This window comes from Methanococcoides orientis (assembly GCF_021184045.1).
GTDB lineage: Archaea > Halobacteriota > Methanosarcinia > Methanosarcinales > Methanosarcinaceae > Methanococcoides > Methanococcoides orientis.
On sequence record NZ_CP073710.1, the window covers coordinates 450,642 to 464,712 of the forward strand.

Consider the following 14,071-nt stretch of genomic DNA (forward strand, 5'->3'; position numbering starts at 1 on the left):
TATCGATGTTAAATTTTGCTTAATTTGGCTATAATCTTATGCAAAAACGTTCTAACTATTACTTACTGATTATATTTCAAAATATTTGCAATTAATCTCTCTTTATGAGATGCTGTAAATATTTTACGTTGTCTCCTTCTTTAATTTGCTTACAACATAATCTATATATATAATAAATACAATTCACGATTGTGATTTCACAATAGTGAATCGGTAACAATTGGCTGGATGGCAGAGTGGTTATGTGTCCGACTGCAGATCGGAGTACCTAAATTCGATTCTCACTCCGGCCTTTTAAATAAGATGTAAGGCAAAATGTCTGGCTCTTTTTATGAACCGGCTCAAAATTGCACTTTCTGGCAACTTACAGATCATCTCTATTAAAATGGGTGAAGATATGAATCAATTCGCACAAGCAACTGAAAAAGATATTACGCGTTCGATAGTTGAAGAATTCCTTGGAGATTTCCTTAATCACATAGAAAGTGATGTTATCATTGTTGGCGGAGGGCCAAGTGGACTTGTAGCAGCAAGGGATCTTGCTTCCAAAGGCCTAAAGACCGTTGTGCTTGAGAGCAACAATTACTTTGGTGGCGGCTTCTGGTTAGGTGGTTACCTGATGAACAAGGTTACAGTAAGAGCGCCTGCACAGAGGATCTTTGACCAGCTTGGTGTTCCTTACAAGGAAGTACCTGATATAAAGGAAGGTCTCTATGTTGCAGATGCACCATCTGCCTGTTCCAAGTTGATCTCAGCTGCCTGTGATGCAGGTGCTTTCATGCTGAACATGAACAAGTTCGATGATGTTGTTCTCAGGGACGGACGTGTTTGCGGTGCTGTTACCAACTGGACACCTGTCTCAGCATTACCACGCGCTATAACCTGTGTGGATCCTGTGGCTATCGAGACGAAATGCGTTATTGATGCAACAGGACACGATGCGGTCGTGGCCAACTCACTTGCAAACCGTGGTCTGGTAGACCTTAAAGGCTTCCTGGGAATGGATGTTGATAATTCCGAAGATGCTGTGGTGAACAACACTTCTGAGCTTTACCCGGGACTCGTAGTTACAGGAATGGCCGCAGCTACATGTTTTGGTCTTTCCAGAATGGGTCCTACCTTTGGTGGCATGTTGGAATCCGGTGTAAAAGCTGCAAAGATCGCTGAAGAGATCGTAAGGTCCAGATAATATCTTATGGATAGGCAGTTTATGCTGTTCTATCCTTCCCTCTATTATTTTATGCTGTAATTTTACAGTAAATGGTTAACGCTTTATACAGTTGCCAATATAATCTCTGTATATCATTTAATCTCTGCTAAGGCTGTTTGTGGCAGTCATCGATGGTGTCTTGAGCAGAGCAATTTCACATTAGTATATTTATTTGATCAAAGGAGTGTTTGCCAGATGTTCGACAAAACCGTATATCTTGATAATGCTGCCAGTACTCGATTGGATGAGAGGGTACTTGAAGCAATGAATCCGTATTTTTTTGATACTTATGCAGTTGCTACTTCCGAATTTGGATATTCAATGGGAATTGATTCCAAGGAAGGACTTGAAAGATCCCGAAAGGTAATTGCATCAGCTCTTGGTGCAGATGCCAGTGAGGTCGTGTTTACTTCGGGAAGCACTGAATCGAGCAACATGGCAATAAAAGGGGTTCTTTCTGCGTTGAAAGGCAAGAAGGACGATCACCTGATCGTCTCCCGTCTGGAAGACTTCGATGTTCTGAACACTGCTAAGATGCTCGAAAAACAGGGCTATAAGGTTGATTTCATAAGTGTTGACAGTGAAGGGATCCTCGATCTTGAAATGCTTAAGGCTGCTATCACTCCTCAGACTGCACTGGTCTCTATCCAGCATGCAAACCAGGAGATCGGTACGTTGCAGGATATTAAGTCCATAGCAGACATCTGTAAAGAAAAGGAGGTTTTGCTGCATACTGATGCAACTCACAGTTTCACAAGGATTCCTCTTGACGTAAGCGAGATACCTGTTGATCTTGTCACGGTCTCAGCTCATACTATTCACGGTCCTCGTGGGGTTGGAGCCCTGTACATAAGAGAGGGTACTCCTATCAACAAATGGATGGACGGAGGTTTCCAGGAGTCCGACCGGCGTGCAGGTATTGAGAATATCCCTGGTGCTGTAGGTTTTGCAAAGGCTGTTGAGCTGGTTACTCCTGAGGAGACCGAGCAGCTTAAGGCAATGAGGGATCGCGTTATTGAGAGGATAAGTGCTGAGATACCCAGTGTTACTCTCAATGGTAGTGCTACGAGCAGGCTGCCACAGAATGCTAACATGACATTCCATTATGTTGAAGGTGAATCTATTACGTTACACCTGGATATGATGGGTTTTGCAGTGAGCACGGGGTCTGCATGTTTCAGTCGCTCCCTTGAGGCAAGCCATGTTATACTTGGTATAGGTGGCGACCATGAGCGAGCTCACGGTTCATTGCGTTTCAGCTTCGGAAGATTTAACACTATGGAAGATGCAGATTCTATTATTGATGCGTTGAAGGAAGTTGTTGTTAATCTAAGGGCTATCAGCCCGCTGTCAGCAGATGAGTAAATCAATATCAAGGAATACAAGAGGTGGTTCTATGAATTTCCCTTATAGTAAAGAGGTACTTGAGCATTTCAAAAATCCACATAACGTGGGCAAGATGGATGATCCGGACGGAAAGGGTCTCGAAGGCAGTGCAGCATGTGGGGATATGGTTGCTGTTTACCTGAAAGTGAATCCTGAGACTCTCATCATTGAAGATATTTCCTTCGAATCTTACGGCTGTGCATCCAACATTGCTACAGCTTCTATTATTACTGACCTTGCAAAGGGAAAGACCCTTGATGAGGCCAAGAAGATCACATGGAAGGAGGCTGCAGAGGCACTTGGCGGACTTCCTGCGGTAAAAGCACACTGTTCTGTACTGGCAGTGGAAGGCCTCAGATCTGCTATACGTGACTATGAGGAAAAGCATGGGATGGTCGTAGAGAAAGAGACGACTGACGAGGAAGTTGTCAAAAGGCGCCTGAAACATGTGATGAACCCGATAAAAGGACTGGATATTATAAGGACCGAGCTTGTGATGAAGATAACAGTCGATGAAGGCAATGTACGTGTAGTGCTTGACCTACCTTCCCATCACCAGTTCGCAGCTGCAATAAAAGAGGACGTCATCGAGAAGCTGGAAGCTCTCTGGGATGTTGAAAGTGTCACGGTTGATTTCATCTCCTGATACTTTTCTTTTGACTTTTTTATTTTCAATTTAAACTTTTAAAAAGGGTTTTGATAAGTATGGAAATTAGGTCTATTACTCCCTGTAAGAGCGGTCCGGATATTCAGCATGTGATAGCACAGCTTGATAATGAGATTGATATCTCAAAGGCATGTGAAGCTCTAAAAACAGAAGAAGGGAATTTGATCAAATTCTTGCGTTGTTCTGAGGAGCTTGGAGCCATCCGTTTCACTTCCGGTGCTATGATGATCCTCGTTTATAAGAGTGGCAAGATCACGGTAAGGCATGCTGCGAGTGAGGAAATTGCAAAGGGGTTGCTGGAGAAGATCGCTGAACTTGTGGAATGAGCTGTCTTTGTTGCTGTTGTTGGAAGAACCGTATTGATTATTCTTTTCAAAACTCGTCTTTTCTATTTTTGTTTACTTTTTCAGATCTATCTATATAAGCTACTTATTTGCTTCAGGCCTGAGTATTTAACCACCCCTGCCACGTTTTTACCGGCAACGATAAACTATATATAATTTTCACCGGTATGTTCCTTAGCATTACAAGCGGTTATGTTAAACACCGTTTAAAGGATCCGGCCGATCCGATGCTATACTTTCACATTCAAGAGGTCTTCATATGGATGACGAAATGGATAATATTCTCAAACAGATTAAAGAACAAGATCCAGAGCTATTTTTACAGGTGGAGAAGATCATTCCTTTCCACGGCTACTTGAGCACAGGGGCACTTATTGGCCTGCAGATGCTCAATATGTCAAAGAGACTCCTTGATGTTAAGGAAGGTGAGCGTATCTATGCTACAGCAGAGACATACAACTGTGTTCCTGATCCTTTCCAGATCCTTGAGGGTGCTACCACCGGAAACAAGGGATTAAAGGTAAAGGATTACGGGAAGATGGCTGTTACTGTCAACAAGCGTGGTGCACCGGGTGAGAAAACGATGCCAGCTGTCAGGATCTACCTTGATCCTGAAAAGACAAAGGCATACCCGAAACTTCATGCATGGTACATGAACATTGAGAAAGTACGTCATGAGGTCGTTCTTCCAATAGTCCTTGAGGCTGGAGAGAAGATTTATTCTTATTCTTTTACAGAGATCGAAGTACCGATCAAGAAACGCAAGCAAGTAAAGCTTTGTGACAAGTGTGGAGATAGTTTTGTCTGGTACGAAGGCGAAGCAATTTGTGAAGCATGCAGACATGAGCAATAATTACGGAGTAGATTAGATGAACGAAATAGTGGTTTCGACAAAAGATAACAAGCAAGTGGTCTACATGCCACACAAGTGCATTGGTTGTGGAACCTGTACAATGGTCTGTCCAAAGGACACCCTGATCATAGGTTCTGTTGGACCAGTTGCCAGGGGACTTATCAACAAGGATTTCCTGGACATAAGAGACAACTGCATTACATGCGGAATGTGTACTAAGATATGTCCAACCGGTGCTCTTGAGATGAGGGAAGATGGAAAGCCTGTGTGCGGCGAGAATTATTTGTGCAGCACTATTGCACCAACAACCGTGAACGATGACTGTGTACACTGTGGTCTTTGTGAACAGATCTGTCCACAGGGCGCTATAGAGGTCCAGCAGTGGCTTTCAAATGACAACGATGCACGCATAGATGGTAAGACGATCATCGACAACGAAGAATGTGTACACTGTGGGTGGTGTGGTGAAGTTTGTCCAACAGATGCTATCGCTGTCCAGAAGCCTTTTGCAGGTACCTGGGTACGCGATGAGGATGTCTGTCAGGCATGCCGCACATGTGTGGATGTATGTCCATGCAATGCACTGTTCAACCCAGAATGGGATATTGGTGAGAGGGTCGATAAGGTCGCACAGCGTCCGGATGCATGTCTCTACTGTGGTGCATGTGCAGTCGCATGTCCTGTAGATGCTATCGATGTACAGAAGACCGCGATCCTTACAGATATGGAAAAGAAGACTGTCTTCGAGAAGAAGCTTCTCAACAAACCATCAGCAACAGCTGTCCTGACATCTGTGCTTAAGACCGACGAAGATGCCTGCCTTGGCTGTGGTAACTGTGTTATCGTATGTCCTGTCAATGCAAACTCCTCAAAGTTCATCGCAGCTGGTGCGCTCAACGATGTTGACGAGAAACCATTACTTGAGGTAAGGAACGGTAGCATCAAGGTCATCGATCAGGAAGCATGTGGTTCATGTGGTGCCTGTGCAATGATCTGCCCGACATCCGCAATATGGCTTGAGAAGAGAGAGGTGGAATAATGGCTGGAACTATTGTAATTAAAAATGGATCTGTTTATGACCCGCTCAATGAAGTGAATGGTGACAAGCAGGACATTTTCATCAAAAACGGTAAGGTAGTATCTGAGCTTTCAGATGCTGACATGAAAGATGCTAAAGTAATTGATGCAACAGGCAAGACCGTAATGCCTGGTGGTGTTGACTCCCACTCCCACATTGCCGGTGCAAAGGTCAATGTCGGTAGGATGATGCGTCCGGAGGATGGTTACAAGGCAACCATGACAAAGACAGATATTACACACTCCGGATCAGGAGAGACTGTACCATCTGTTTACATGGAAGGATACGAATACTCACAGATGGGTTACACAACCGTCTTCGAGGCAGCTGTTCCTCCAATGGAAGCTCGCCACACACACGAAGAGATGCGCTCTATCCCAATGCTCGATATGGGTGGATACCTTGTTCTTGGTAACAACTGGTTCATGATGCGCTACCTCAAGGAAGGCGACATCGACAAGGCAGCAGCATACGTTTCATGGATGATGAAGACCCACAAGACCTATGGTATCAAATGTGTAAATCCAGCTGGTGTTGAGAACTGGGGATGGGGTAAGAACGTATCTTCCCTTGATGAAGCAAACATCCACTTCGAGGTCACTCCAAGAGAGATGATCGACGGACTTACTGAGGTCAATGAGATGCTCGGTATGCCAATGTCAATGCACCTTCACGCAAACAATCTTGGTCATCCAGGAAACTTTGAGACAACAAAGGAATCCTTGAAAATGTCCAAAAATGTGAAAGCAAAGCAGGACATGGGTGTCGAATGGGCAGAGACAAAAATCGACCCAAGCAGGGACCAGTCCGTGTACCTCACACATATGATGTTCAACGCATTTGGCGGTACATCCTGGCGTGACTTTGAGTCCGGTGTCAAACCTCTTACTGATTACATCAACAGCACAGACCACATTGTAATTGACAGTGGTTGTGTACCATTCGGTGAAGCAACATGTATGACCGGTGATGGTCCTTCCATCCACGATCTCTCAGTGCTTACCGGTGGTAAATGGTCAAACACAGATGTTGAACTCGAATGTGGTTCAGGTGTCTGTCCATTCACATACCTTAAGAGCAACCCTGTTCACAGTACCCAGTGGGCAATGGGTCTTGAATGCCTCCTCCTGATCGATGATCCATGGAAGGCTATCATGACAACAGACAGTCCAAACGGTGGACCGTTCACCAAATACCCACTTGTTATGAGCTGGTTGATGTCCGAGAAGTTCAGGGACCAGACATTCAGTGAATGCCACCCATGGGCAAACGACAGAAGCACACTCGGTGGGGTCGACAGGGAAATGTCCCTTTACGATATTGCTATCATGACCCGTGCCAACACATCAAAGACGATCGGTATGGCACACAGGAAGGGTAGCTTCGGTATCGGCGCAGATGGTGATGTTACTATCTACGATATTGACCCAAGCAAGATCGACACCAGGGAATACTCTGACCTGATCAACAAGTTCAGCACCGCTGAATACACCGTTAAGGACGGACAGATCGTCTGCCACAACGGTGAGATCACCATGATCCCTGAGAAGAGGACCTACTACACCGATGCGAGTGTTCCGGACGCAAACGAGAAGGAAATGCTCAAGGATGTGCAGGAATGGTTCAGGTATTATTCACACGGTTTCAACCACTATCCAACACCTGAGAAGTACCTCATGAACCCAACAGCGATCAAGGTAAATGCGGAGCAGTGATATCATGGCAGAAGTTATTCTTACAGTAAATACTGAGATCGGTATCAAAGTAGAGGCAGATGTTATTACTCCTGATACTTTCGCCGGTAAAAACAAAAGTGAGATCGAGTCTCTGCTCGTATGGCAGGGACCAAAAGAGTTCCCACTCTCTTCCTTCTTTGATGTAGAGGGTGATGCAGGAAGTTCCGCAGAGGAAACTTCCATTGTTGTCAAAGGTGACACTTCCAGAGTGAAGCGCATCGGTGAAAAGATGACAGCAGGCAAGATCACCGTTGAGGGATCTGTAAGCATGCACGTAGGTTCCCAGATGGAAGGCGGCGAACTCCTTGTCAAAGGTGATGCTGACTCATGGGCAGGAATGGAGATGAAGGGCGGACTCCTCCACATCGAAGGTAATGCAAGGGACCATGTTGGTTGTGCATACCGTGGAAAGTGGGTAGGAATGTCCGGTGGACGCATCGTCGTCGATGGCAATGCAAACAACAACCTTGGTGGCGGTATCAGCGGTGGAGAGATCATCGTTGGTGGAAATGTCGGTCACTACTGTGGTATTCGCCAGAACGGCGGTCTGATCGCTGTAAAAGGAAATGCGATCCGCGCAGTTGCTGCTGAGATGACAGCCGGTACAATGGTTGTTAACGGAACCATCGAAAGGTTCTCACCTGGATTCGAATATGTAACAAACGAAAGCGACCTTAAGTTCGATGATATAGAATGTCCTGGTAACTTCAAGAAGTTCCTCGGTGACAATGCGATCACAAAGAGGCCAAAAGGCACACTCTATGTCAATCAGGCAGCAAACATGGATCTGTGAGGTGTGATTATGAGAGTATTACTTAACACAGGAAGTACCATTGACGAGGGCAGGCTTGCAAAAGGCGGTGACAAATATACAGAAGATTACAGACAGGAATGTGCTGTATGCTGGATCTCACCTTGTGATTTTGCAACTCTTGGAAGCCCGGAAAAAGTAAAAGTAACAAGTAAGGACGAAAAACATTCCATCATAGTTTTCACAAAGTGCACAGATGCTGTAATGGATGGAAATGTATTCATGCCAAGGGCTATCTGGTCCAACGTGGTCATTGACCCTGATACATTCTCTACAGGTTCCCCTCTCTACAAGGGTAACCCTGTAACTGTTGAGGCAGGAGAGGGCGAGGTGCTAAGCGCAGAGGATGTTGTCCTTAAACTGTACATGGGAGGTAACTGATATGGTTTTTAAGAACATTATGTGTCCGGTTTGCGGAGCATCATGTGATGATATTCAGGTAGAGCTCGGGGACGGCGAGATCACTGTCAAGAACGCATGTAAGATGGGTAACGGAAAGTTCCAGGAGATCGTAAGCTCACACCGTCTTAAAGACCCACAGGTCAGGAAAGACGGAAAGCTTCAGAAAGCTGCATGGGATGAGGCGATTACAAAGGCAGCAGAAATGCTTGTAAACGCTGAGAGACCTCTTTTCTTCCTCGGAAGTGAGACCTCATGTGAAGCACAGGAAGTCGGTCTTCACATCGCAGAATACCTTGGTGGTGTAGCAGATTCCAACGCTACCATTTGCCACGGTCCTACTGTAATGGGTATCCAGGAAAGTGGATGTCCTGCAGCAACGGCAGGTCAGACCAAGAACAGAAGTGATGTTAACATCTACTGGGGAAGTAACCCTCTGGCATCCATGCCAAGACACATGTCAAAATATGCTGTCTTCCCAAGAGGCTACTGGTCCAAGAGAGGAAGGTTTGACCGTAAGGTCATCACAGTTGACCCAAGGGTAACTGACACTGCAATAGCATCAGACCTTCACGTCCAGCTCAACCCTAACACCGATTATGAGCTTTTCAGTGCATTGCTGACACTCATTAACGGTAAGAGACCACACCCATCTGTTGAGCAGATCACTGGTGTGTCTATCTCTGTAATGGAAGAGATGGTCGAGACAATGATGAATGCAAACTTCGGTAGCATTTCCGTTGGTCTTGGTCTTGGTTCATCTATCGGTAAGCACAGGAACGTTGAACTTGGACTTAACCTTGTCAAGGAACTCAACAACAACCACGGAACAAAGTTCGTACTCGGTGCATTGAGAGGTCACTGTAACGTAGCAGGTTTCAACCAGATCGCATCATACCTGTACGGATACCCATTCGGTATCGACTTCTCAAGAGGATATCCAAGGTACAACCCTGGAGAGACCACTTGTGTAGATGTTCTGAGAGAGAAGGACGTAGACGCTGCATTCGTAATGTGTGCTGACCTTGTCAACCACATCCCTGCAGATGCTGCATCATACCTGGCAGAGATCCCAATGACCTGCCTGGATATTGCACCATGTCCAACAGTCACTGCTTCAGATGTTGTTCTTCCTGGTGTTATTGACGCAATGGAGAATGATGGTACATTCTACAGGCTCGACAACGTGCCAATGTACTTCAAGCCATTCACAAAACCTCCATTCGAGTTCACCCAGAGCAACGAAGACACACTCAAGCAGCTCTTCGCAAAGATAAAGGAAATTGCATAATCATGCCGTTGGATTGGCACGTCGACAGGAAAACAGGTCAGAACAACTTCTGGCGTGATGAGGAGAGGGATGTATCCGCTCCTTATCTTCCTTACAGATGTGTCGAGCTTACGGAAGATGGCAATAACGAAATAGACGTGGACGTCATCGTTGAGAAAGAATTCCATCTTTCTCTCAATGATGTCCCACTTGCTTCTTTTTTTGCTACCCCCAGGGAGTTTAAGGAACTCGCAACGGGATTCTTATTATGTGAAGGTTTTATTGATCACGCTATTGATATCATCTCAGTTGAAGTCGAAGATGACAAACTGGTATGTCATGCGGATATCTGCCCGGACCGCATAAAAAAGACCAGGCGCGATATCGATCCGGATGCAAGATTCGATTTTTGCAGTTGTGCAATTGGTTCAAGACCATGCAGGAAAAAGATCGGAAGTGAAACGGATATTAAATTTGACCGCAAGGTCTTCTTCAAGGCAGTCGAACACCTCAAAAAGGATGCTAAGACATGGAGACGTACCGGTGGTACACACTCGGTCATCGTCTGTGACAGTGAAGGCGAGATCCTTGCATTCTGTGAAGACGTGAGCAGGGCTTCAGCCGTTGATAAAGCAGTTGGCAAAGCAGCCCTTGCAGGCGTTGATATGTCAAACTGTGCACTGGTAGCTACCGGAAGGCTGTCAGTCACAATGGTCTCCAAGGCCATCAATGCAGGAGTTTCTGTACTTGCCAGCAAAGCAGGTCCGATAAATGAGGGTATCGATCTTGCAAGGGCAACAGGCCTGGCACTGGTGGGTTTTGTCCGACCTCCGAATATGTATGTCTATAACGGCATTGAGAGGATTATCTGAGTAAATTTTGATTTTTTTCTATTTCTTACGTTTCTCCTTTCTATATTGATTCATTACTTCTTTAATTTCAGACTAATTAAGAATATTTTTATACAATAGATGATAATTTCCTATGTATTGTTAGATAACAATTTCTTGTTTTGGGGAAGCAGGTATGAAATGCATCAAACGTCTCAGAATTATTAAAACATCTAAAACGATACTAGTCTTGCTTTTAATAATTTCCATACTCTTCACAGTGGGATGTGTCGATTCAAAAGAGCCTGAACAGCAAACAGTTGAATTGAATTTTACTCTTGTACCTGAAAAGGCACAGGTACAGGAAGAAGAAATATTCAAGATTCATCTGATGCTAACAAATACCGGTAACAAAACAATCAATTTATGGAAACTGGAAGAACAGATTAGTTATGACATCAATTTTTATGATCAAGACGGTACTGCAGTCCCTTATGAGTGCGGGGTAATTTCACGACCATCGTTAACTAATGAGTTCCTTGTTGAACTTGGTCCCGGCCAATCTCTTAACGCAACTTTTGATTCAAGATGCTGGACTTTGAGCGATGGAAAGTACACTCTCAATGCCATATACCACACCTCAAGAGGTGAATCAATTGCAAAACCTTACTGGCTAGGCAATGTTGAATCTAATAATGTCACCATAGAGGTTGTAAAGGCGAAGCAACCGGAATTGATCGAATTATCGATGTTTGATGATTCACTGATCAGCCTGAGTACCGGGGTGGAACCTTTAGGGTCGGACTACGAAGGCCCTTTAAACATGGAGCTGATGGGTTTACTTGCATCAATGGGCCAGGATGATCTGACCATCAGGTCTGATACAATCCTCACAGGTACCGTAAAGGAGATCCTTCCGAGCAAATGGAATATTCCTGGTGGATGGCATAACGATTCGGTCAGGGGTTCAGAAAAGGCAATGTATACTGATGTTGTCATAAACGTTGACCAATATCTCAAGAATCCATTATCATCCGATGAAGTTATCGTAAGAATACGGGGTGGAACAGTTGAAGGCACCACGATGTCTGCTGATTTTGAACCTGATTTCACTAACAATGAAAAGGTACTGCTTTTCCTGAGGGAAGATCCATTCCGTTTGACCAGGGACATCGCTCCCGAACATTTCACCGTCACCGGGTATGTACAGGGTAAGTTCACATTGACTGAAGATGGGAATGCTGTCAGGTGGAGGGAAACTGTGCCTATTGGGGAGTTGTTGGACACAATTGAAACTCATGCCGACACTACTCTGAAGTTACCGGAAGACTTTGTTGGACATATGATCATAAGTCTTAATGTAAACCTTGAAAAGTTGAGCTATGAAGATCTCAGCAGGGAATCCGATAGCATTCTCATTGGTGAAGTCCAGAAGATTCATCCTGCCAGGTGGAATACTCCTGATGGAAAAATACCAACCGGTTCGATAGATGATCTACAAAGGGACGATACCATCTACACTGATATTACTATAGATGTTGATCAGTATCTCAAGAATCCTCTGCCTTCCGATGAAGTTACTGTGAGAATAGAAGGGGGAGCTGTTGACAATGTCATTGTTTTAACGGACCATGAACCGTATTTTACAGAGGGGGAAGTTGTTTTGCTTTACCTGAGCAAAAACACATATCCGCTTGCTAAGGACATTGCTCCCGAACATTTCATCGTCACCGGCTATAAGCAGGGCAAGTTTACAGTGCTTGATAACGGAAAAGCTGTTGGACAGGATGAAACAACAAATTTGGAAAACTTGTTGGATATAATTGATGACAGTGTTGTTGAAGGGGTAACAATTTGAGGTTCAAAATTTCCTTTGTAGTATTCCTGTTGGTTCTGCTTATGATCAGTGGTAGTGTTGCAGCTAAAGAGATCACTGTGGATGATGATGTAGCTGCAGATTTTATTTCAATACAGGATGCTGTTAACTCTTCAAAAAGTGGAGATGCCATTGTGGTCTATTCCGGTTCGTATGTCGGGAACTTGTATATTGATAAAGAAATTAAATTAATATCGAAGGCAAGCGAATATGATGCTGCCTTTGTGTATGCAACCAATCCCGATGACCCTGTTATCCATATAAACGCAAATAATGTTACTGTCTGCGGTTTTGCATTATTGGGAATTGAAGAATTTGAACAGGCAGGAATATTTCTCGATGAGGTTTCCGGAAATATAATTGAAAACAACAATGTTGTGACCTTGAAGTATGGAATTTGCATGTTGAATTCCAGTAACAATACAATTGCTGGCAACACTATTAATCCGGACAACTATAAGTTTTATAGCTCCTACGGCCACAATCCGGCTGATATCGGCATCAAGTTTTATCTCTCGGATAACAATATTCTGTCCAACAATGTTGTAAATTCAAATAATGATATGGGCATTTCTTTCCAGATATCCAGCAATAATACATTGGATAATAACCATATATCGAAGAATGGGGTCGGTATTGATCTGGTTTCGTTTAGTCAGGGCAACATAATAACGAACAACTCTCTTTCTGATAATTTGAAAGGCATTGATTCAGATGATACTGCTGTGAATAACATCTACAATAATGAGATCACATTTCGAGAGCAAAAGGAAGAAAGATCTTTTAATATCTCAATTAGTCTGATCATGCTTTCAGCAGTGTTTGTTCTCTTCATAATACGAAAAATGCGGGGCATGGTATTTTGATGCTGATCTGTATTGAAGAATTTGATGTAATGTGTCAATAGGAGCTGATCTCGTGAAATTGAATATTAAAATTATGATTTTTCTTCTAATTCTATCCGCACTGACATCAAATGCCTGTGCAGATGTATTATTTCCCGGTACACGCGGGATGGAAAGATGCGTTAAAATAGTGAATCTGGATGAATTCCCGGAAATAGTTATGGTAGGACATATTACCGGTCCGGTCATACAGTGTGAGAATCCTTACATCATAAGTTCGGATGAATGCCTGACTAAATTTTATAAGGCCAATGACCTGACGATCTATGCGATAGATAAAGATTATCTGGAGGCCAAAGGGCTTGAGAATATAGATCTGGAGACTGATCCGAAGCTGTGTTATTATGAAGTTGAAATAAATCCTGAATGGGATGTTGTGAATGAAGATGATCCGCTCATCAGGGAAGATCTCGAATATTCGATAGCCGGTTTTTTGGAGGACAGTCTGGTCATCTATACTTCGAGAAAAGTTTCAAGATACAATGATGTCACTCCGGATCGGATCGAAACATTTGAGGAACCTGATATTCCGGGTATCAGATTTGAGATAAAAGAAAATACCTCTTCTGCAGAAGAAAATATGTCTTCTCTTGATGATGATCTACCTACAGATGAAGGGACGGTTCAGGATGGGGGTAAAGTAAAAAATGAAAGTATTCTGGATTCCATAATTCGTTTTCTTAAGGGTCTGTTTAACACCAAGTGA

At 44.0% G+C, this 14,071-nt stretch carries 14 protein-coding genes and 1 tRNA gene; all 15 read left to right on the forward strand.

The window, feature by feature from the left end; translation table 11 throughout:
• Positions 1-222: 222 nt before the first annotated feature.
• Positions 223-293, forward strand: a tRNA-Cys gene (locus J7W08_RS02430).
• Positions 294-331: 38 nt separating this feature from the next.
• Positions 332-1,189, forward strand: coding sequence for a sulfide-dependent adenosine diphosphate thiazole synthase (locus tag J7W08_RS02435; RefSeq protein ID WP_233085067.1), 858 nt, complete (start codon positions 332-334; stop codon positions 1,187-1,189).
• A gap of 216 nt (positions 1,190-1,405) precedes the next feature.
• A complete protein-coding gene (locus tag J7W08_RS02440; protein ID WP_233085068.1) occupies positions 1,406-2,575 on the forward strand; it encodes a cysteine desulfurase family protein in 1,170 nt (389 codons plus the stop codon).
• Positions 2,576-2,606: 31 nt separating this feature from the next.
• Positions 2,607-3,242, forward strand: a complete 636-nt coding sequence (locus tag J7W08_RS02445; protein ID WP_233085069.1) for an iron-sulfur cluster assembly scaffold protein — start codon at positions 2,607-2,609, stop codon at positions 3,240-3,242.
• A gap of 59 nt (positions 3,243-3,301) precedes the next feature.
• Positions 3,302-3,589 (forward strand): hypothetical protein, encoded by a 288-nt coding sequence (locus J7W08_RS02450; protein WP_233085070.1) that lies wholly within the window; start codon positions 3,302-3,304, stop codon positions 3,587-3,589.
• 277 nt (positions 3,590-3,866) lie between these two features.
• Positions 3,867-4,460, forward strand: a complete 594-nt coding sequence (locus tag J7W08_RS02455; RefSeq protein WP_233085071.1) for an FmdE family protein — start codon at positions 3,867-3,869, stop codon at positions 4,458-4,460.
• Between the two features lie 16 nt (positions 4,461-4,476).
• Positions 4,477-5,499, forward strand: coding sequence for a 4Fe-4S binding protein (locus tag J7W08_RS02460; protein ID WP_233085072.1), 1,023 nt, complete (start codon positions 4,477-4,479; stop codon positions 5,497-5,499).
• The gene (locus J7W08_RS02465) at positions 5,499-7,253 is read left to right on the forward strand and encodes a formylmethanofuran dehydrogenase subunit A (protein ID WP_233085073.1); all 1,755 of its coding nucleotides are present in this window, start codon (positions 5,499-5,501) and stop codon (positions 7,251-7,253) included. The genes J7W08_RS02460 and J7W08_RS02465 overlap by 1 nt, the downstream gene beginning before the upstream one ends.
• 4 nt (positions 7,254-7,257) lie before the next feature.
• Complete coding sequence (locus J7W08_RS02470) at positions 7,258-8,067, forward strand: formylmethanofuran dehydrogenase subunit C (RefSeq protein WP_233085074.1); 810 nt, start codon at positions 7,258-7,260, stop codon at positions 8,065-8,067.
• A gap of 9 nt (positions 8,068-8,076) precedes the next feature.
• Positions 8,077-8,466, forward strand: coding sequence for a molybdopterin dinucleotide binding domain-containing protein (locus J7W08_RS02475; RefSeq protein ID WP_048194104.1), 390 nt, complete (start codon positions 8,077-8,079; stop codon positions 8,464-8,466).
• 1 nt (position 8,467) lies between these two features.
• Positions 8,468-9,775 (forward strand): formylmethanofuran dehydrogenase subunit B, encoded by a 1,308-nt coding sequence (locus J7W08_RS02480; RefSeq protein WP_233085075.1) that lies wholly within the window; start codon positions 8,468-8,470, stop codon positions 9,773-9,775.
• A 2-nt stretch (positions 9,776-9,777) separates the two neighbouring features.
• Positions 9,778-10,626: a formate dehydrogenase accessory sulfurtransferase FdhD gene (gene fdhD / locus J7W08_RS02485; protein WP_233085076.1), complete on the forward strand. Its 849-nt coding sequence runs from the start codon at positions 9,778-9,780 to the stop codon at positions 10,624-10,626.
• A 208-nt stretch (positions 10,627-10,834) separates the two neighbouring features.
• On the forward strand, positions 10,835-12,442 hold the full coding sequence (locus J7W08_RS02490; RefSeq protein ID WP_233085077.1) for a hypothetical protein: 1,608 nt from the start codon (positions 10,835-10,837) through the stop codon (positions 12,440-12,442).
• Positions 12,439-13,326 carry a right-handed parallel beta-helix repeat-containing protein gene (locus J7W08_RS02495; RefSeq protein ID WP_233085078.1) on the forward strand — a complete coding sequence of 296 codons (888 nt, stop codon included), beginning with the start codon at positions 12,439-12,441 and terminating at the stop codon, positions 13,324-13,326. Before J7W08_RS02490 ends, J7W08_RS02495 begins: the two co-directional genes overlap by 4 nt.
• Positions 13,327-13,399: 73 nt before the next feature.
• Positions 13,400-14,071 (forward strand): hypothetical protein, encoded by a 672-nt coding sequence (locus tag J7W08_RS02500; RefSeq protein WP_233085079.1) that lies wholly within the window; start codon positions 13,400-13,402, stop codon positions 14,069-14,071.

Coding starts and splice junctions, on each gene's coding strand:
- J7W08_RS02435 (WP_233085067.1), top strand. CDS start 332: ATGAACCGGCTCAAAATTGCACTTTCTGGCAACTTACAGATCATCTCT.
- J7W08_RS02440 (WP_233085068.1), top strand. CDS start 1,406: ATGTTCGACAAAACCGTATATCTTGATAATGCTGCCAGTACTCGATTG.
- J7W08_RS02445 (WP_233085069.1), top strand. CDS start 2,607: ATGAATTTCCCTTATAGTAAAGAGGTACTTGAGCATTTCAAAAATCCA.
- J7W08_RS02450 (WP_233085070.1), top strand. CDS start 3,302: ATGGAAATTAGGTCTATTACTCCCTGTAAGAGCGGTCCGGATATTCAG.
- J7W08_RS02455 (WP_233085071.1), top strand. CDS start 3,867: ATGGATGACGAAATGGATAATATTCTCAAACAGATTAAAGAACAAGAT.
- J7W08_RS02460 (WP_233085072.1), top strand. CDS start 4,477: ATGAACGAAATAGTGGTTTCGACAAAAGATAACAAGCAAGTGGTCTAC.
- J7W08_RS02465 (WP_233085073.1), top strand. CDS start 5,499: ATGGCTGGAACTATTGTAATTAAAAATGGATCTGTTTATGACCCGCTC.
- J7W08_RS02470 (WP_233085074.1), top strand. CDS start 7,258: ATGGCAGAAGTTATTCTTACAGTAAATACTGAGATCGGTATCAAAGTA.
- J7W08_RS02475 (WP_048194104.1), top strand. CDS start 8,077: ATGAGAGTATTACTTAACACAGGAAGTACCATTGACGAGGGCAGGCTT.
- J7W08_RS02480 (WP_233085075.1), top strand. CDS start 8,468: ATGGTTTTTAAGAACATTATGTGTCCGGTTTGCGGAGCATCATGTGAT.
- fdhD (WP_233085076.1), top strand. CDS start 9,778: ATGCCGTTGGATTGGCACGTCGACAGGAAAACAGGTCAGAACAACTTC.
- J7W08_RS02500 (WP_233085079.1), top strand. CDS start 13,400: ATGATTTTTCTTCTAATTCTATCCGCACTGACATCAAATGCCTGTGCA.